Origin of the sequence: Chelatococcus sp. YT9, assembly GCF_018398315.1 — a bacterium.
Taxonomy (GTDB): Bacteria; Pseudomonadota; Alphaproteobacteria; order Rhizobiales; family Beijerinckiaceae; genus Chelatococcus.
Window position 1 is genome coordinate 963,310 of record NZ_JAHBRW010000001.1, and the last position, 18,571, is coordinate 981,880.

General features: G+C 59.6%; 16 protein-coding genes. 7 read left to right on the forward strand and 9 right to left on the reverse strand.

The window, feature by feature from the left end; translation table 11 throughout:
- Positions 1–63 precede the first annotated feature (63 nt).
- Both KIO76_RS04405 and ppk2 read right to left on the reverse strand, forming a co-directional pair.
- Complete coding sequence (locus tag KIO76_RS04405; protein WP_249729731.1) at positions 64–1,752, reverse strand: SulP family inorganic anion transporter; 1,689 nt, start codon at positions 1,750–1,752, stop codon at positions 64–66.
- A 231-nt stretch (positions 1,753–1,983) separates the two neighbouring features.
- The gene (gene ppk2 / locus KIO76_RS04410) at positions 1,984–2,826 is read right to left on the reverse strand and encodes a polyphosphate kinase 2 (protein WP_213321651.1); all 843 of its coding nucleotides are present in this window, start codon (positions 2,824–2,826) and stop codon (positions 1,984–1,986) included.
- Between the two features lie 565 nt (positions 2,827–3,391).
- Here ppk2 and KIO76_RS04415 point away from each other — a divergent pair.
- Positions 3,392–3,904, forward strand: coding sequence for a hypothetical protein (locus tag KIO76_RS04415; RefSeq protein WP_213321652.1), 513 nt, complete (start codon positions 3,392–3,394; stop codon positions 3,902–3,904).
- 133 nt (positions 3,905–4,037) lie between these two features.
- Here KIO76_RS04415 and cax read toward each other — a convergent pair whose 3' ends face one another.
- From cax to KIO76_RS04450, 7 genes are all read right to left on the reverse strand, one after another.
- A complete protein-coding gene (cax, locus tag KIO76_RS04420) occupies positions 4,038–5,168 on the reverse strand; it encodes a calcium/proton exchanger (protein ID WP_213321653.1) in 1,131 nt (376 codons plus the stop codon).
- A gap of 121 nt (positions 5,169–5,289) precedes the next feature.
- A complete protein-coding gene (locus tag KIO76_RS04425) occupies positions 5,290–6,522 on the reverse strand; it encodes an HlyD family secretion protein (RefSeq protein WP_213321654.1) in 1,233 nt (410 codons plus the stop codon).
- Positions 6,515–6,967, reverse strand: a complete 453-nt coding sequence (locus KIO76_RS04430; protein ID WP_213321655.1) for a hypothetical protein — start codon at positions 6,965–6,967, stop codon at positions 6,515–6,517. Before KIO76_RS04430 ends, KIO76_RS04425 begins: the two co-directional genes overlap by 8 nt.
- Before the next feature lie 435 nt (positions 6,968–7,402).
- Positions 7,403–8,170, reverse strand: a complete 768-nt coding sequence (locus KIO76_RS04435; RefSeq protein WP_213321656.1) for an SDR family NAD(P)-dependent oxidoreductase — start codon at positions 8,168–8,170, stop codon at positions 7,403–7,405.
- A gap of 2 nt (positions 8,171–8,172) precedes the next feature.
- Complete coding sequence (locus tag KIO76_RS04440; RefSeq protein WP_213321657.1) at positions 8,173–9,468, reverse strand: ABC transporter substrate-binding protein; 1,296 nt, start codon at positions 9,466–9,468, stop codon at positions 8,173–8,175.
- A 175-nt stretch (positions 9,469–9,643) separates the two neighbouring features.
- Entirely contained in the window at positions 9,644–11,371 is a 1,728-nt protein-coding gene (poxB, locus tag KIO76_RS04445) for a ubiquinone-dependent pyruvate dehydrogenase (RefSeq protein ID WP_213321658.1), read from the reverse strand.
- Positions 11,372–11,867: 496 nt separating this feature from the next.
- The gene (locus tag KIO76_RS04450; protein WP_213321659.1) at positions 11,868–12,857 is read right to left on the reverse strand and encodes a LacI family DNA-binding transcriptional regulator; all 990 of its coding nucleotides are present in this window, start codon (positions 12,855–12,857) and stop codon (positions 11,868–11,870) included.
- Positions 12,858–13,054: 197 nt separating this feature from the next.
- On the opposite strand from KIO76_RS04450, the gene KIO76_RS04455 reads away from it, so the two are divergent.
- The 6 genes from KIO76_RS04455 to KIO76_RS04480 all read left to right on the forward strand — a co-directional run bounded on the left by KIO76_RS04455 (position 13,055) and on the right by KIO76_RS04480 (position 18,436).
- Positions 13,055–13,933, forward strand: a complete 879-nt coding sequence (locus tag KIO76_RS04455) for an ABC transporter substrate-binding protein (protein ID WP_213321660.1) — start codon at positions 13,055–13,057, stop codon at positions 13,931–13,933.
- 63 nt (positions 13,934–13,996) lie between these two features.
- A complete protein-coding gene (locus KIO76_RS04460; RefSeq protein WP_213321661.1) occupies positions 13,997–14,713 on the forward strand; it encodes an alpha/beta hydrolase in 717 nt (238 codons plus the stop codon).
- A gap of 75 nt (positions 14,714–14,788) precedes the next feature.
- Positions 14,789–15,709, forward strand: a complete 921-nt coding sequence (locus KIO76_RS04465; protein WP_213321662.1) for an amino acid ABC transporter permease — start codon at positions 14,789–14,791, stop codon at positions 15,707–15,709.
- A 7-nt stretch (positions 15,710–15,716) separates the two neighbouring features.
- Positions 15,717–16,502 (forward strand): amino acid ABC transporter ATP-binding protein, encoded by a 786-nt coding sequence (locus tag KIO76_RS04470; protein WP_213321663.1) that lies wholly within the window; start codon positions 15,717–15,719, stop codon positions 16,500–16,502.
- A 31-nt stretch (positions 16,503–16,533) separates the two neighbouring features.
- Positions 16,534–17,499, forward strand: coding sequence for a dipeptidase (locus KIO76_RS04475; RefSeq protein WP_213321664.1), 966 nt, complete (start codon positions 16,534–16,536; stop codon positions 17,497–17,499).
- A 124-nt stretch (positions 17,500–17,623) separates the two neighbouring features.
- Positions 17,624–18,436: an LLM class F420-dependent oxidoreductase gene (locus KIO76_RS04480; RefSeq protein ID WP_213321665.1), complete on the forward strand. Its 813-nt coding sequence runs from the start codon at positions 17,624–17,626 to the stop codon at positions 18,434–18,436.
- The last annotated feature ends 135 nt before the right edge of the window (positions 18,437–18,571 follow it).

Here is an 18,571-nt window from a genome sequence, read left to right on the forward strand (position 1 = left end):
GCTGTGACTGAGCATTGGGCCGCTGCGATTCCGGCGTGCAATTCGCCCGATAAGCGGCGCAATTCAGCGCTGTGCATTGTCGAGGCTCTCCCCTCTGGCCTTGAGGTAGCTGTCCACAGCGCTGTCGATCGTTGGAAAGAAATGGGTCTCATCAAAATGCGTCGAGAGGCCGAACCTTTTCAGCTTATCCTTGACCGGGTCTTTCAACTCGGCGAAGCAGAAATCGATGCCACCTGCACGCAACGTTTCGTCCAGCTCGATCAAGGCATCGGCCGCGGTCACGTCGACGCTTGTCACCGGAGCGGCCGTGACGACAACCCAATGAACCTGGGTCGGCGATTCGCCCACGGCGGCGAGCACCCGCTCCCGAAATAGCTCCGCATTCGCGAAGAAGAGTGGGGCATCCCATCGAAACAGGACAAGCCCGGGAATACGGCGGGCGTCTGGATAGCGTGTCACATCATGATAGCCCGCGATGCCCTCTGGTCGTCCAAGAACGGCGTAATAAGGCCGCCATCCATCCCACAGGAACTCGATAATTGCGATGGCGATCGCTAGGCCTATTCCCGGGATGGGGCCGAGCACCGCGACGCCAACGAAGCAAGCGATAGACAACCAAAATTCCCAGCGCTGGATTCGGTAGATTCGCTTCAGATCGGCGATTTCGAACAAGCCAATCGCCGAGGCAACAACAACCGCTGCCAAGGCAGCATTCGGAAGGTTTCTGAGGAGGTCGGGCGCAAATAAGAGCAGCACCGCGATGGTAGCAGCGCCAACTAGACCAGTGACCTGGGTACGCGCTCCAGCTGCCTCCGCAACCGGGGTGCGAGAACTGCTGCTGCTGATTGGAAATCCCTGGAAAAAGCCGCTCGCCAAGTTTGCGGCCCCCAGCCCGATCATCTCCTGGTTAGGATCGACCTTGGCACCCATGCGTGCTGCATAGGAGCGGGATAGCACGCTGGTGTCGGCAAAGGAAACCAGGGCGACAGCGAAGCCACCCAGAAGCACGGGCACGATGTCGTTGAACCCGACGAGTGGAAAGGTGAAGGCAGGCAGACCTTGTGGAACCGAACCCAGAATAGCGACCCCAAAGCGATCAGCGAGGTCGAACAGTCCAACCAAAGCCGCGGCGCCAATGACTGCGACCAGAATGCCTGGCACGCGTTTGCTACCCCTAAGCAGAAGTATCACTGCGAGGGTGCCGATCCCGATAGCGAGGGATACCCAATTGACCTTGCCCTCGAATAGGGACTGCCCGATGGCCCACAGGTCACGAAGGGGTCCTGTGGCATCGGTCGAAATCCCCAACAGCTTGGGCAGCTGGCTGATCAGAACGGTTAGGGCTATGCCGTTCATATAGCCATAACGTATGGGCTTCGAGAGGAGTTCGGTCACGAATCCCAAACGGCCCAGCCCCGCGAGGACAAGCACCGTTCCGGACACGAGCGCCATTGCGCCCGCCAGGATGATCGCCCGTTGAGGATCACCGAGGGATAACGGCAGCACCACACCAAGAATGACAGCCGCCAGTGCGGAATCCGGTCCAAGAACAAGAATGCGGCTCGGGCCGACGATTGCGTAGACGAGAAGCGGCACGATCGTGGCATAGAGGCCGGTGATGCCCGGCAACCCGGACGCCACCGCATAGGCGATGCCGACGGGCACCAGCATGGTCGCAAGCACGAGGCCGGCCACGACATCCTGCCCGAGCCAGCCGATCCTATAGTCAAGCAGGGTCCGGAGGCCGGGCATCCAATGCAGCCATCCCCGCACCGTCTCGCGCTCACGTGCCTCGGGCGTGTGACCTGACCAGATCGGTTCAGAATCTCGGGGCTTATGCGCGGTCATTTCTGCGGACATTCTCCCGAGCCCGGTGCTCACTGCCCTCCAGAAAGCACACTTTGGCCAATGGCCTCAACAGGCGCAAACGGATGCTGCCTCGGCATTACCACCTATACTGCTGCTGATAATGGCCAGCCATGATCAATATAGCGACGGGACGGTCTCCCGAGCGTGCAGCGAATCGTCGAACCCCTTGGGCCGCGCTTGCACCTTCGGCATCTTTGGAAGGTCCACCTTGACCTTCTCGTAGGGAATCTTGCTCAGGAGGTGGGAAATGAGATTGAGCCGCGCCCGACGCTTGTCATCAGAGGGCACCACATACCATGGGCTCACCGCCGTATCGGTTTCTCCCAGCATGTCCTGGTAAGCAGCAGTGTAGTCCCACCAGCGCCGCACCGACTCGGTGTCCATGGGGCTCAGCTTCCAGTGCTTGATGGGCTCGTCTATGCGGGCTGCAAAACGTCGGCGCTGCTCATCCTGGCTGACATCAAGGAAATACTTGAGAAGAATGATTCCATTCTCGATCATTTCCTTCTCGAAGGAGGGCACCAGCCGCATGAAGCGCTCATACTCATCCTTGCTGCAGAAGCCCATGACGCGCTCCACGCCAGCCCGATTGTACCACGAGCGGTCAAACAGGATGATCTCACCGGCGGCTGGAAAATGGGCAATATATCGCTGGATGTAAAGCTGGCTCTTCTCACGTTCAGTCGGCGCCGGCAGGGCGACATGACGGAACACACGTGGGCTGACACGTTGCATGATCCTGCTGATTACGCCGCCCTTCCCAGCCGTATCCCGCCCTTCGAATACCACGACGATCTTGGCGCCGGTCACCTTGACCCAAGTTTGAAGCCGTACGAGCTCGACCTGAAGCTTAAGAAGCTCTGTCTCGAACTCCTTACGCTTCATGGGTGCAGGAGAAGTCACCGTGTCGTCAACCGCGGCTTGCTTCGCCTTTACATCGTGCTTCTTGCGGCCCATCCCCATCCTCCTCCCAGCGGACCTCGCACCTTGCGTCGAACCGCTCATGCGGACCAACCGCGGAGCAGCAGAAGGCCCATCTTACAGCTGACCGCGAACCTTGATGCCACTCGCTTACATGTCGCCGAGTGCCTGCGTGTGTTTTAAACAGATCATGATCGCGCCATTCATGGCGAAAGGCTTGATCTTTTGGGTCAAGCGCTTGTCTATATGGGACATTGGCCAAGCCTCCGCTCTTCCCGCTTTTCTATGACGGGAGGCACCGTTTGGTGCGCGATATATCCCCTGCCGCCGTTTCCCGCCGGAGCGCGCAGGACGAGAGAGAACATCAGGAACCCTTTTCGAAGCTCCACGCGTGGGCGTCAAAAATGTCAAGCCGATGGCGCAAACGGTCAAGCAGCCGTGCAGGAAGAAACGATACTTCTTCGGCCGAGAACTCGACCTAAGACAAGTCTTTTCAAATATGCCCCGCGTATCCGGCTAGGAAGAGCTCGTCATCGTGCGACAGGCCCGAGATGTGATCCGCGCGGCCACGCACGCGTTCTAGGACAAGGGGAACAAGACCATGGAAGCTCAGAAGACGGGCGCCGCAGACCCGAGGGCATGGCAAGAGCTCGGCGACGAGACATTCATGTCGGCTGCCGATCTGCGCCGCTATATGGGCGAGATGCAGCTGGCAAAAGCGTCGCAATCCTTAGAAGGCATGGATCGCGCCGAAAAAGCGCGGCAAGAACTCGTCAAGCAACTCGCCGAGCGCATTGATCTCACCCCCGAGCGGCTCAAGCAGATCCTTCAGCCCTTGCGCTCGAAGCTGCGTGCCGCGGCAGAGCGCGGCGATACCGAGTTGCTGGTGATGCGTTTTCCCAATGCCCTGTGTTCCGACAAGGGCCGCGCCATCAACAACAGCGATCCATCCTGGCCCGACACCCTGACAGGCCGGCCGCGCCAAGCCTATGAACTGTGGCAGAGCCACCTCAGGGACGCTGGCTTCAGGCTGACCGCCATGATCATCGAATGGCCCGGCGGGTTGCCCGGCGATGTCGGCTTCTTCCTGAAATGGGGCGACAGCAAGCTCTGATCGGTGGTTTTCGGAACGCGAGACGGCGAATGTTTTGTACACTGCGTTTTTCGCGCAGGAGCACGGATGCCAGGTGGATCCAGTCCCATAGAGCGAAACACTCGACCGCCCGCTATGCCGCAGCCAAGTCCTTCTATGGCATCTCCCCGGGTATGAGGTAAAGAACAACAGCGACAATCATGTAGAGCGCCAGAAGTTGCGCCCCTTTGAACCAGTCCGCATGGCCGGATGTGGTTACCGCAAAGCCGAGAAGGACCGCGCCAAACAACATCCACATCTCAGCTTGAGAGAAGACAAGCTGGAACTGCGCCGGGCCGATGATCGGCGCGAGCAGGACCAACAAGGGAGCGACAAAAAGCGCGATCTGTACGCAGCTTCCGAGCGCAATGCCGAGGCTGAGATCAATGCGATTGGCGCGCGCCATCGCCACAGCCGAGCCGGTTTCGGCCGCGCCGCCGATAACCGCTAGCACAATCACGCCGATGAACATCTGTGACATACCAAGAGAACGACCGGCTTGCTCGGCCGCTCCAACCAGAAGTTCGCTCATCCAGGCCGCACCAAAGGACGCCACCAGCAACATGACGATACCGCGCATCATCCCGGCACGATCTCCCACGTCCTCCGAGGAAGCTGCCCCAAGTTCGGCGAATGTCTCAGGGTGTGTGCGCAGCGAATAGAGCAGGAATAACCCGTAAAGAGACAACAGCAGGATCGCCACGATGACGTCCAGGATGACATATTGTGCCTGGGTCGCCGGCTCTCCCAAGGCTCGGTGAAAGGCGCTCGGCAACGCCAGACTAAGCCACGCCAGCACCATGGTCGAAGAAAAGGCTGAGACGGCGCGGGGATTATACTCCTGCCTGCGGTAGCGCACTCCACCAAGCAGGAACGAAAGCCCCATTGCAAAGAGCAGGTTGGCTAGAAGCGCGCCGATGATGGAAGCGCGCACAATCTCGACAAGACCGGCCCGCAAAGCTGCTATAGCGATGATGAGTTCCGGAAGGTTGCCAAAAGTCGCATTCAGCAGGCCTCCCGCAGTCGCACCGGCATAGGCTGCAACACGCTCTGTTGCCCGCACGATAAGTCTCGCAAGGGGCACAATGGCGATAGCAGCACAAAAAAACACGAAGGTGGCGGGCACATCGCCCGACCGATCAAGAACGATTGCGACAGGCGCGAAGATCAACAACCAATTGAGAGACAAAATAGTCCGAAATTTTGGAGGATTACGCGGCACCCCAGAAGTTGGGTTGGTCCCCATGATCTCATCTACCTGAAATCAAGCAGCGAGCGGCTGAACTGCGCATGCAATCAAGCCCCTCCGCTCGTTTCGCTACCTTCACGTTCATCCGCGCTGCCGCGCCAGAGACGTCGGCTACCCCTCAGTGCCCCCCGAAGACGAGCGTCTGGATTGGCATGATGAGTGCCTGGATTCGCAATAGCATGGCATGCACAAGCGCCACGGCGTCAACGGCATGCAGGGCTAATCCGCGTAGAGCGCCGACGTCCTTTGAGGCAAGTTTGTCATGGTTGCTGCTATAAGCATTGGCGATGCAGCTGCTGCCGGGCATGACGCCGTCAAGACCCCCTGCATAGAGTGGTTCCAACGTCACCAGAATCGTCCCAGGCTGAGCGGCAAGCTGCGGATCGAGCAGTTGCTCGCCGCCCCTGAACTGCCCAGCAGCGATGAAATCCTGAACACTGGTTACAACGAGGGGAACAATGGTCCAGGGCTTTGAGATACAGGCAGCCTCGGCCACCATCCCGACGCGCATCACCTGCGCTTCGATCTGGCCAAAGCCGGCTTGCAGGCGGCCCCGGCCCGCTCCCTCAGGAATCAGTACGCCGGCGGGCCGCATGAGCGGATTGACGACATCGCCGACCCGCAGCGTGAATTGCTCGAGGCGCCCTGTCACACCCGCTCTTATCATGGTTTTGTCGAGATCCACCTGCGCCTGAGCCAACGCCGCCTCCGCGCTCGCTCTCTCAGCCGGCAGGAGCGTGGAAATCCTAGCCTCCGCCTCCTGCTTGGCGGCCGCCGCTGCATCGATGGCACCTTGGCGGCCTTCAACGGTGACTTCCAGTCTCTCGATGTCGCGCAGCGCGACCGCGCCAGGATTGCGCCGATAGATCTCGCGCTTGGTCTCCAGTTCGTCGACAGCTTGCTGGTAGGAGCCCCTGGCTTCCCTTAGCCTTCCATCAGACGCCAGAATATCGGCACGCGCCACCACAAGGGCTGCGTCTGCCTCAGCTATCCGTCGCCGGGCTGTCTCGGTGGCGGCCTCCTGGCGCGTGCTGTCCAGCCGGAAGATGGGTTCACCCTCTTTGACATCATCGCTAAACCCAACAAATACCTCCGCAACACGGCCATTGGATTCCGGCAAGACCGGAATCGTACGGAAAAATACGGTTGCATTGCTTGTCGATGGGTGATTGTAAAATATTACAGTTATCAAGCCGATTGTCAGCATCAGGCACGAAATTATGCCCCACCGCAATTCGAACCAGACCGAATACAGGGTGATTTCCTTACCGATGCGCTTGCCTTGGACATAACGACGATAGAGATAATCCGGGAGAATCGTGAGAATTGAACAGAACAGAAGCTCAAGCATGGGGCCGAACTCCCCGGATGCCCCGCGAAACCGAGCTTACGGATGAATCAGCCTCCTGAGCCGGAATGTCTCGCACCTCTGCTTCAACGATGTTCGCGCCGGGTGCGTTCCCGGCAATTTTCTCCAGCGACTGCGCCATACTCCCAAGCGGTCGTCCGAAATCAGGAATGTCGATCAGGGCCAGCAACAGGCCCGCAACCCAGAAAACGTGCATATGGGTAAAGAGAGCGAGCAAGCCGAGTACCGCAACGATCTCGAACTGAAGTTTGTGAGACCTGTGCGCAATGCGCTCGGGCAACGTGTGAAGACGCAGAAAAAGCAGCCCGACACCGAGCACGACTAGGACCAGAAAGATCGCCACGACGACCATGAGAGTATCGGTCGCACCAGGCGCGGGAATGAAGAACGGCACGTGGTCCGGTGCGGCCGGATGGGTCGGGTTCATGCCATTCCTCCGGGCGTCCCAGCAGACACCGGCTGAATTATGGTCCGGTGCACGCCCTCTGCGCATTGTTGGCAGCCAGCGCGGCTTCGTCCGTACCCTGTCATTGCCGATACCCCGCGCGCGCTACGCACCCGTCCGATTTGGACACCGGCAATTATCTGCGCGCCCGGGCTGGCCGCTTGACCTGTTGCGCCACCGGCTTGACACTTTGGGACACGTGTCGGCGCGCGTAGGGCATGATCTACTCTTTCTGACAGCGGCCGGCCCCAGGCTCGATACTCTTTCGGGCAAGCTCGGATATTGCTCCGGCCGGCACTCCGGAACACGCAATCGACACGCGGCTGAAGCGGGCCGCGCAGCGGCCAATAGGGGCGCCGCTCTTGTAAGCATCGTTTTCGCTACAAATGATGATCCCGGAGGCTCATCCGGCGGGGCTCAGCCCATATAGAGACCGCCGTTGACGTCCAGCGTGACGCCGGTGATGTAGCTGGCAAAACCCGACGCCAGGAATACGGTAGCGCCCGCTACGTCTTCGGGCGTGCCCGTGCGGCCGAGAGCGATTTCCTTCAAGGCCTGCGCGCGAACCTCGGCTGGGGCTCCGGAATGCTTCTCACCCCAATCGATCCAGCCGGGGCAGACACAGTTCACGGTGATGCCATAGGGGGCACATTCGCGCGCAAGCCCCTTGCTATAGCCGATCAGCGCGGCCTTCGCGCCAGCATAGGTTGGGGATGGCGATCGAAACGCCTTCCCGCTGCGGCCGGTGACCGAGCTGATGGCGATGATACGTCCGGTCCGCCGTTCCTTCATACCGGGCAACACGGCACGTGCGGTCGCCACGAACCCACGCACATTGAGATCGAAGACCCGTGCGTATTCCGCGTCGGTGGTTTCGGTCATGGGCTTCGCCGTGCCAACCCCAGCATTGCTGACGAGGATGTCTACCTTGCCCCAGCGGGCGTTGGCGGCCCCGATCGCCTCATCGACCGACGCGCTGTCGGTGACGTCGCAGCGCACTGCAAAGGAATCGGCTCCACGCGAGCGCGCGTCCGCGGCCACGGCCTCCGCCTCCTCACGCGCCGCCGCCCACGTGACAGCCACGCTGGCGCCCGCGTCCGCCAGCATGAGCGCGATACCGCGACCAATGCCGCGGGAAGATGCTGTAACGAAGGCCACCTGGCCGGTAAGATCGATAGGCAGCATGCTCAAGCCTTCAACAGGGGGGAGATCTTGGACCGCAGTTCCTTGACGGCGGCCGCCGGGGGCATCACGCCGACGACAACGCCCTGGCTGGTCTGCATCATGATGTCGGCAGCGCGTTGCGCCTCGGCGAAGATCGGCAGCGGCGGGCGCGCGTAGGGCAGCACGGCGGCCTCGACCCGGGCCTGAGGAACGGCCGCCACCAGACGCTGGTCTGAATAGACCGAGCTACGCACCGGGCCATTGCCGTTCAGCGCCTGGCGCAATGTGCCGTCCTTGCTGGCGAGATCCCGGATAAGGGACCAGGTCAGGTCCTTGTTGCCTGCATTTTTCGGAATGGCGATCGACCAGAAATCGGATGTCGCGACCAGCGGAACCTTTTCTTTGACGTCCGCCGAGGCGACAACCGGCACGAGCTTGATCTTGCCGGGATACTGAGACTTCTTTGGATCGTTGAAATCCGCATAACGCCCCATGATCGCCAGCGCCATGGCAACGCGCCCATTCTGGACCATGGTGAAAACGTCATCCTGCGACATCGCCGAGAAATTACGTGGTAGGATTTTCTTCTCGAACATCGTCTTCAGCGCCTGGAACATGGCCACCATCCCAGCTTCATTGGGAAGCAGGGTACGATCCGGCGAGATCAACGGCGCGTCATAGGCAAAAGCCATCGTAAGGAAATTGAAATGTGAATTGCCCTGAAAGGCGAAGCCGTTGACGGGCGTACCGTCCGGCCGGCGGTAGGTGAGCCGGCCCGCCATCTCGATCAATTCCTCGATGGTTTTTGGCGGAGCGGCAATACCTTGTTCCTCAAAGAGCGCTTCGTTGTAGAACAGCCCGACCGTGGCGTGGCGGATAGGGATCGCTCGAAGGCTCCCGTCGATGGTCACAGCCTCGACCATGCCGGCCGCAATATCCGGAAAATCCTCCACAGGCGCGGTTGCGACATGGGTCTCCAACGGCTCGAGGAGGTTGAGCAGCCGCGGCGATATGGCCGTATTCAGCACGTAAGCGGCGTCAATGGAGGTCTCCCCCAGCACAAGTTCACGCTGGAGGCGATCATGCAGCGGAGCGTTGTCCAAGGTGATCCAGGACAAGGGACGGCCATTACGCTTCACCCAGTCGGCGGTGATATCGCCGCCCGGCCGGTCGGCACTTGTTGCAACCTGCTGGTGCACGCGATGGGACAGAATGTTCAACGCTGGCGCCTGCGCGCGGGCGACGTTCAACCCAAGGCTCGACAGACTCGTTCCGGCAACTGCGCCGATGAAAGCGCGGCGGGATAAAACTCCGTCCACGGCTACCTCCCGATATCGCTCTTGTTTCCGGCTCTTGCGGGCCGCTTTGGCAACTTTAACAGGCTTCGTCGGGCTGTCACCGGGCGTTGCACCTATATCGACCGCCGATCGTCGGGAACCGCGAGGTACGAGCAGTCTTGCAGCGCGTCGCGGAGATATGGCTTATGGATGCCATTCAGCGACGCAGGTTCGTTCGCGCCAGCTCGATGACTTCGTCACCTCGGCCGTTGATGATCGCCTTCAGAAGAAACAGGCTGAATCCCTTTGCTTGCTCAAGCTTGATCTTGGGGGGGAGCGCCAGTTCCTGCTTGGCGGTGACGACGTCGAGGAGGACCGGCCCCTCATGGGCCAGCGCTGCCTTGACGCCGCCCTCAAGATCAGCCGGATCCTCCACGCGGATGCCGCGGATGCCGATCGCTTCCGCCATCGCCGCGAAGTTTGGGTTTTGGAGATCGGTGCCGGTATCGAGATAGCCCGCGGCCTTCATCTCCATGGCGACAAAGCCGAGCGAGCCGTTGTTGAACACAACGAGCTTCACCGGCAAGTCGAGTTGCTTGAGCGAGAGTACATCGCCCATGAGCATGGAAAAGCCGCCGTCGCCCGAAAGCGAGATCACTTGACGCCGGGGGAAAGCAGCCTTCGCGCCTATGGCCTGCGGCATGGCGTTGGCCATGGAGCCATGATTGAACGAACCAACGAGACGACGCTTGCCATTCATGGTGAGATAACGGGCGGCCCAGACAGTCGGTGTGCCGACGTCGGCCGTGAAGATGGCGTCGTCATCCGCGAATTCGCTGACGAGCCGGGTAAGATGCTGCGCGTGGATGCGCGTATCGCCGGACCTGGGTCGCGCGAGATCATCTAGCCCGGCGCGTGCGTCCGCGTAATGCGCTTTGGCTCTGTCAAGGAAGGTCCGATCCGTCCGCCTCTTGAGCAGGGGCCTGAGGGCGGAAAGCGTCGACTTGATATCGCCGATAAGCCCGAGGTCAACCGGAGTACGTCGGCCGATGGCTTCCGGGCGGATGTCGATCTGGACGATCTTCGCCTGGTCAGGATAGAAGTTGCGATACGGAAAGTCGGTGCCCAGCATCACCAGCGTCTCGCAGTTCAACATGGCATGATAGCCAGACGAGAAGCCGATCAATCCCGTCATGCCCACGTCGAACGGGTTGTCCCACTCCACATGCTCCTTGCCGCGCAGCGCATGGACTATGGGCGCGCAGAGCGCATCGGCCAGCGCCACCACTTCGTCATGGGCGCCCGCGCAGCCGCTGCCGCACAGAAGCGTCACGGCCTTCGAGGAATCGAGCAGTTCGACCAGCCTGTCGATATCCGCAGTCGCGGGGCTGATGACGGGAGGCGCGACCCGCGAAATATCAATCCGCGCGCCGTCAGGTACGGGCTTCAGCGCAACGTCGCCGGGGAGAACGATGACAGAGACGCCCTGTTTGCCAACAGCGGTACGGATCGCTGTCTCCAGAACGCGCGGGAACTGTTCCGGACTCGACACGAGCTCCACGTAGTGGCTGCATTCGCGGAACAATTCCTGCGGATGCGTTTCCTGAAAATAGTGGAGGCCGATCTCGGACGACGGGATATGCGCCGCAATGGCGAGCACGGGAACGTGGTTGCGATGGCAATCGTAGAGCCCATTGATGAGATGGAGATTGCCCGGTCCGCAGCTTCCCGCGCACACGGCGAGTTTTCCGCTGACCGCGGCCTCACCGCCGGCAGCGAATGCGGCTACCTCCTCGTGGCGTGTATGCATCCAGCGGATGCTGCCGAGGCGTCGCAGGCTGTCGTTGAGACCATTCAGGCTGTCCCCGGTCACACCCCAGATGCGCTCCACACCGATTTCAGCGAGGGTCGCGGCGAGGAAGTCTGCGATCGTTTTTGTTGCCATATCCCGTCGTCCTTATCCTCACCTTCCCGAAACGAACACAGCGGCGCCTCAAAGCAGTGACGTGGGCGTCACTGAGAACGTAGTTGCGTTCTCGAAGAATAATAGAACACGGCTCGGGGCCAATATCGACCTTGCACGCAAATTTATTGCCGCCACCGTTTCGCTGACCTCGGGTGACCACGAACGTCGATGGCGAAAGACCACCGTCAGCGTATCCGAACAATCCGTCACGTCCCGGGGAGATTACATTCCTATAATCACATCAGGTCGCGCTTCTTATTTATTATTCTGTATGCTTTCACGCCACGCCTTGCGCCAGTAAATCAGGATAACCGAAGATAGACATCCAGTCGGGACGCGAAGCCACCTGCACTTTCAGCGATGCCGTTCTGGAAACTGCTATATCGAAGGAGAGCCAGCCCGAGGTTTCGTCAACCCTCTCTCGCAACGAGGCCCGCGGCGCGACCATCGGCAGCCAAAACCTTGATGACCGCTGTCAAGCCGACTGCCGTAGAATGAGATCGCGTGAGATGGCCAGCATCTCGACGTTCGAGTGACTTAGGCACGCCACGATTCTCCGGCACATTTCTTCAGCGTGGCCACTCAACGTCGATAAAGCCGGCCGTGTGTAGCGGCTGAAGCTGAGATCGCCGAAACCGATAAGGGCCACGTCATCGGGAACTCGATACCCCGCATCGGTGATGGCGGCCAGCGCGCCGGCTGCCAACTCGTCGGTGCCGGCGAGAATTGCATCGAACGCGATGTTCCTCGCAATCGCATCTGAGGCGCTTCGAAACCCGCCCTCGAAGCGAAACGCCGGCTCCGACCAAACCAGCGTTTCGTCGAACTCCAACCCAAAGAGACCCAACGCTCTCCGATAGCCCTGGAAGCGCTTCTGTCCCGCTATGGAATGACTAACCCTGTTCAGATAGGCGATACGACGGCAACCGCGTCCGACGAGATGTGCGATAGCCCGCTCACCGGCTTCCTGCTCATCGTGGATGATGGACATGAATCCGGCCACCGTCAGATCTTGGCCTGCCGAGACAAGCCTCATCTTTCCGCGTCGCAGATTTGCGATTTCGGAACGCAGTTCGACAAAATCCAGCGGGTCGGAAGATGCCAGTACAAGCGCCCGAACATGGAGGGACCGGCAGTGACGTAGGGCTTGCGTGAGTCTCTGCTGGCTATGGCCCAGATCGAACAGGAGAAGGTCCAGATCAGCAGCCCGCAGAGCAAGCTGCAATTGCTTCGCCAATGCGGAATACCAGCCCTGTTCGATGTCGCTGACAAGAAATGCGACGGAATCGCTCTGACCCGACCGAAGTGCCTTGCCAATCGAACTGGGCTGATAGCCAAGCACCTCGATAGACCGCAGGACACGCCCGCGCGTGTCCTCGGCAACAAAGACCTTGCCGCTCAGGACACGCGACACAGTAGCTTGAGACACACCCGCATGCCGCGCCACATCCACAACGCTGACCATCTTGCCTCCCTTCACACGCCCGCACCGACGGGAGCAACCACACCCTCAAGCCACAAAGCTTTCGGCGATTCTCAACGAGTCGCCGCAGCCGCTCATATCGTTTAGTGACAACGTTTTCATTAAATCACCCCCTGTCGGTTGACAGTCGGAATGACTAATGTAAACGTTATCATGCGTATAGCGGAGGGTGGAAACGAATGAAAAAATTTTTCGCGGCGAGCCTGCTCGGATTCATGCTGATCAGCCCTGCCTGGTCTCAGGGACTCTCGCAGCCAGATCCATCGGCACCGCTTTACAACCAATTGCCGGCACAGATCCGTGACAAGGGCTACATCGTTTCGGCCACCACAGGGCGCTATCCGCCGTTCAATTTTATGAAGGAGGACGGCAAAACTCTTCAGGGCTTGTCTATCGAGCTCGGAGAGGAGATGGAGAAGGTCCTGGGCGTCCCAGTCAAGAACGAGATTGCAGAGTCCATCGCCTCGCTGATCACCGGCCTCACCAGCAATCGCTTTGACTTCATTCTCGGGGTCGTTGCCGATACACCCGAAAGGCAGAATGTCGTCGACATGATCGACTGGAAGCGGCAGGGCACGGCCTTCCTGATCAACCCGGAAGACGGCATCACGATGAGCAGCATCGATGATGCCTGCGGCCTCATCGTCGGCATCCAGAAGGCGAGCTTCGTCGAGCCGATCATCCAGAAGCAAAGCGAACTGTGCGTCGCGGCCGGCAAAAAGCCGGTGACAGTCCAGATCCTGAACGATCAGGCCACCCTGCTTCTCGGCCTCAAGTCCAAGAGGATCCAGGCGGTTTTCTCCGAAACCGTCGCGCTGGCCTATCAGAATTCGGTCAACAACAACGCCTTTAAGGTTGTTCCCTCCGGCAAGAACCTCTTGGCCGAACTCTACCAAGCTTCAGCGACCCCCAAAGGCTCCGATCTGACGAAGGTCATAACAGCAGCCTGGCAGAAACTCGTCGACAATGGCGCTTACGCTCGCCTCATGACCAAGTGGGGCATCGAGGATGATATGCTTCCGGCTCCGGGTCTCAATCTGGCGAAGCCGAACAAGTAGCGCTCGCGCGGATACCTCGGTTGAAGGGGTAGCTGCACGTCTTTGTAGCGGTGGGAGCCGGATTTGGAAAAGCCCACTTTTGTCTTGATCCATGGCTCATGGCATGGCGGATGGTGCTGGTCACGGGTAGCTCCCATTCTGCGCCAACATGGGGCCAGTGTCTTCACGCCGACCCTGACCGGCCAGGGGGAGCGCTCCCATCTGCTGAACCCTGACGTCGGACTGAGGACCCATATCGACGACGTCGTGCAGACGCTGCGCTTCAACGGTCTGCGCAATGTCATCCTCGTAGGGCATAGCTATGGCGGCATGGTAATACGCGGCGTTCAGGACGCAGCGCCGGATTGCATACACGCTCTTGTCTATCTCGATGCCCATGTGCCGGCGGATGGCGACAGTATGTGCGCCCTCGCCGGTCCGGAGGTGACGGAGCGCCTTCGGAAACGTGTGGAGGAAGAGGGCAGTGGCTGGATACTTCCCCCCTCGCCCGCGTCCGTGTTCGGGACAGAAGACCCGAAGGATGCGGCATGGATCAATTGCTTGTCCACGCCCATGGCCTGGAAGGCCTATACAGATGTGCTGCAATTGGCAAAGCCATCAGCAGATGCGGAGCGAAAGGGCTACATTCGCTGCGTAGCGCACAAGCGGACTTATTTCGATCTGGCGGCAGACCGTCATCGGGGCCGCGCAGGATGGACCGTTCGGGACCTTGCCGCCGCCCACAATGTCATGGTCACCCACCCACGACTGCTCGCCGAAACTCTGCTCACGCTCACCTGATTGCAAGAGGCATCGCCCTTATCGCCCGACGCTGCGGGCGATGAGCGAACCTCCAAGACAGACGAGGCCAACACCATGTCACAGCAATCCATTCCGCTGCCGCTCGCCAGTGCGCATGGCGCCGCGGCGCTGCCCGACGTGGCCAGAGCCGAGAAACAATGGCACCCGTGGAGGTGGGCGCTCAGCATTTTCGTGACCCTGCTGGTGCTCCGCTTCTTCATGCTGGTGGCTACCAACCAGAACCTGCAATGGCCGGTCGTTGCCAACTACATGTTCAATCCGGTCGTGTTGCGCGGATTGGGTATGACCTTGTGGCTGACCGTTCTTGCCATGGTGGTTGGGTTTGTATTGGGAACAGCGTTGGCCTTGTTCCGGATGAGCACGATTGCCCCGCTCAGCTACTTTGCATTGGGCTTCACTTGGCTCTTTCGCTCGGTCCCGACACTCGTTCTGCTTATCTTCCTCTACAACATCTCGATCCTGATCCCGACCGTGGAGATAGGAATACCTTTCGGCCCTGTGTTTTGGTCGGAACGCACCAATGATCTCGTCACGCCCTTTGTCGCCGCGACAATCGGGCTCGGCTTTCACAAGGCCGCCTATATGTCCGAAATCATCAGGGCCGGCTTATTATCCGTAGACGATGGGCAAAAGCAGGCGGCAACCTCGCTCGGCATGTCGCCAGCGACAATGCTGCGCCGGGTCATCCTGCCACAGGCGATGCGGGTCATCATCCCGCCCACGGGCAGCGAGATCATCTCCACCTTGAAGCTCACCTCGCTCGTCAGCGTGATCTCCATGGCCGATCTTCTCTATACCGTGGAAACGATCTACGCGAGAACGTTCCAGACCATCCCACTGCTGGTTGTTGCCTGCCTTTGGTATCTTATCCTCACCTCGATATTGCAGATCGGCCAGAGATACGTTGAGAAGTACTTCGGGCGAGGTTATCGCAGCCGCACCGGCACGAGCGACCATAGCGCAGCGCAGGAATGACCGAGCGATGACAATGACCGAACCCAGCAAAAATCCTGTAGTCGTGGCGCGCGACATACGCAAAAGCTTTGGCCAGAATCAGGTTCTCAAAGGAGTCAATCTCTCGGTCCGTGCATCCGAGGTTGTTGTTATTCTTGGTTCTTCCGGGTCGGGCAAATCGACATTCCTGCGCTGCCTCAACCAGCTCGAGGACATTGACGGTGGGTGGATCGAAATCGATGGCGAAAGTATAGGCTACGAGTATTCGAACGGCCGCGTCCGTAGACTGCCGGCCCATCGCCGTGTGCAGCAGCGACGCGCGCTTGGAATGGTCTTTCAACAGTTCAATCTCTTCCAGCACCTGACCGCCATCGGCAATGTCATGGAAGCGCCCGTATCTGTGCGCGGTATCACGAAATCGGCGGCGCGCGCGCAGGCCATGTCGTTCCTGGAAAAAGTGGGCCTCGCGGACAAAGCCCATCTCTATCCTTATCAGCTTTCAGGCGGTCAGCAGCAGCGAGTTGCGATTGCACGCGCTCTCGCCATGGAACCCAAGGTGATGCTGTTCGACGAACCGACCAGCGCTCTCGATCCTGAACTCGTCGGCGAGGTGCTCGCGGTCATGAAGGATGTCGCCAAAAGCGGAACAACGATGATCGTCGTGACCCATGAAATGGGCTTCGCAAGCGAGGTCTCGGACCGGGTCGTCTTCATGGATGGCGGCGTTGTCATCCAGGACGCCCCTTTCGCCGAGATGGCCGCCAACCCGGCCAGCCCGAAGGTCGCGAGTTTCGTCCGCAACGCGAAACACTGATTTGACGCAGCATATTCCAAAAGGACAGGCCATGCTTATAGATGCCCTACAGTGCGGTGAATTCGACCGCGATGTTCTCCAGATGCTGCAGGCTGGCGGATATACTTGCGTAACCCCGACCCTCGGCTTTTGGGAAGGCACGCTCGAATCCATGGACGCCATCGGCACATGGAAGGATATGGAGCGGGATAACAGCGATCTGATCCGGATCGTCCGCAAGACCGATGATATCCGCCAATGCGCGGCAGACGGCAAGCTTGGTGTGCTGCTTGGCTTCCAGAACACCAATTGTTTGGAAGATCGTATCCGCTTCGTGGAGCTATTCGCGAATATGGATACACGCGTCATGCAGCTGACCTACAACAACCAGAACGAGCTTGGCGGCTCATGCTACGAGGATGAAGACAGCGGCCTCTCCCGCTTTGGCCGGGAGGTCGTGGTTGAGATGGCCCGTTGCGGCATCGTCGTCGATTGCTCGCATGTCGGTGACCGCACGACCCTCCATGCGATCGAGCATAGCCCCAAGCCGATTGCCGTGACGCACGCGAACGCCGCGTCAATTTTTCCGCACAAGCGCAACCGCAGTGATGACGTGCTGAAGGCGTTATCCGAGACCGGGGGTGTTATCGGTTGCGCGGCCTACCGCAACATAACGCCGGACTCCGCATGCGCCAGCACGCGTGGTTTCGCCGAAATGATAGCACGGACGGTCGAGATCGCTGGCATTGATCACGTCGGCCTCGGAACCGACTTCAGCTATAAATCCAATGACGCGTTCCGGGAATGGATGCGCAAGGGCCGCTGGACACGCTCTGTGCAGTATGGCGCGGGTTCGGCTGCTCGGCCTGGAGCGGTTTCCAAGCCGGACTGGCTGCCGACGGCCGACCGCCTGAAGGATCTCGAACCCTCATTGGCCGAAGTTGGATTCTCGCCTGAGGAGATCGGCAAGATCATGGGCGGTAATTGGCTCCGCCTTTATGGTGCAGTGTTCGGCTGAGCCATTCTCCTTCTCGATCAAGCCTCGATCGCATAGAAAAAGTACGCGGCGCGGAACATTCGCGCCGCGTCCTACACAGCCTATGCTTTTTTCTACTCTTCAAGAGCCCGCGATCGGAGCAATAATGTCAATCGCCGCCAGAATCCGCATCGCCGTTCAACTACAGCCCGTTCACTGCACATATGACGCGCTGCGCGCTGCCGTTTCGCGTGTCGATGCTTCCGGCGCCGACATTCTCTTCAATTCGGACCACTTCTTTCCGTCGATTGGTGAAGACAACGGGAGTTGTTTTGAAGCATGGACAATGCTCGGCGCGTGGGCGGAACAGACACACCATGTTCAACTCGGCGTCTCCGTGAGCGGCAATACATACCGCAACGCCCATCTGCTCGCAGACATGGCGCGAACGGTCGATCATATCTCGCGCGGCCGGGCGATTCTGGGTATTGGCTCCGGCTGGTTCAGGAAAGATCATGACGAATATGGCTATGACCTGTCTGATTCAAAGAGCCGTCTCGAGGGCCTCGATCAATCTTTAGAAGCTATTCGATACAGGCTTCCGCGGCTTAATCCACCGCCGGCGGGCAAACTGCCCATCATGATTGGCAATGGTGGCGACCGAAAACCACCCGAAATGGTTGCACGCTACGCGGACATCTGGATGGACTTCAAGGCACCCGAGATCGTGCGGGCCTACAATCGCGAATTGGATTCTGTCTGCGAGGCTATCGGCCGCGATCCCCGTTCCATCGAACGTGGTGTCGCTGTTTCGCCGGAGGATCTCTCACGCGTTCAATTATTTCTAGATGCGGGATGTACGCTTTTTATGGTGCGTACTGCGGGCCCTGAGCTCGATCTTGCCTTTTTGCCGAGCTGGATTGCCTGGCGGGACGCGCTCAACGATCACTACACGGTTCAGGAGAGCCGGCAGACTTAGCAGCCTCCACGGCCGACATACATGTCTTGGGCCACCAGCCTCTGCGGTTTCGGGGCTCGGCTGGTGCAGGAACCGCCGCGCATCCGCCAGCGAAGCTCGGCTGTGAATTGAGCGAGCTCACCGCCGTAAGCGTCC

Excerpts from the sequence above, each read along its gene's own strand:
- KIO76_RS04405 (WP_249729731.1), bottom strand. The coding sequence starts at position 1,752 with ATGCCCGGCCTCCGGACCCTGCTTGACTATAGGATCGGCTGGCTCGGG.
- ppk2 (WP_213321651.1), bottom strand. The coding sequence starts at position 2,826 with ATGGGCCGCAAGAAGCACGATGTAAAGGCGAAGCAAGCCGCGGTTGAC.
- KIO76_RS04415 (WP_213321652.1), top strand. The coding sequence starts at position 3,392 with ATGGAAGCTCAGAAGACGGGCGCCGCAGACCCGAGGGCATGGCAAGAG.
- cax (WP_213321653.1), bottom strand. The coding sequence starts at position 5,168 with ATGGGGACCAACCCAACTTCTGGGGTGCCGCGTAATCCTCCAAAATTT.
- KIO76_RS04425 (WP_213321654.1), bottom strand. The coding sequence starts at position 6,522 with ATGCTTGAGCTTCTGTTCTGTTCAATTCTCACGATTCTCCCGGATTAT.
- KIO76_RS04430 (WP_213321655.1), bottom strand. The coding sequence starts at position 6,967 with ATGAACCCGACCCATCCGGCCGCACCGGACCACGTGCCGTTCTTCATT.
- KIO76_RS04435 (WP_213321656.1), bottom strand. The coding sequence starts at position 8,170 with ATGCTGCCTATCGATCTTACCGGCCAGGTGGCCTTCGTTACAGCATCT.
- poxB (WP_213321658.1), bottom strand. The coding sequence starts at position 11,371 with ATGGCAACAAAAACGATCGCAGACTTCCTCGCCGCGACCCTCGCTGAA.
- KIO76_RS04450 (WP_213321659.1), bottom strand. The coding sequence starts at position 12,857 with ATGGTCAGCGTTGTGGATGTGGCGCGGCATGCGGGTGTGTCTCAAGCT.
- KIO76_RS04455 (WP_213321660.1), top strand. The coding sequence starts at position 13,055 with ATGAAAAAATTTTTCGCGGCGAGCCTGCTCGGATTCATGCTGATCAGC.
- KIO76_RS04465 (WP_213321662.1), top strand. The coding sequence starts at position 14,789 with ATGTCACAGCAATCCATTCCGCTGCCGCTCGCCAGTGCGCATGGCGCC.
- KIO76_RS04470 (WP_213321663.1), top strand. The coding sequence starts at position 15,717 with ATGACAATGACCGAACCCAGCAAAAATCCTGTAGTCGTGGCGCGCGAC.
- KIO76_RS04475 (WP_213321664.1), top strand. The coding sequence starts at position 16,534 with ATGCTTATAGATGCCCTACAGTGCGGTGAATTCGACCGCGATGTTCTC.
- KIO76_RS04480 (WP_213321665.1), top strand. The coding sequence starts at position 17,624 with ATGTCAATCGCCGCCAGAATCCGCATCGCCGTTCAACTACAGCCCGTT.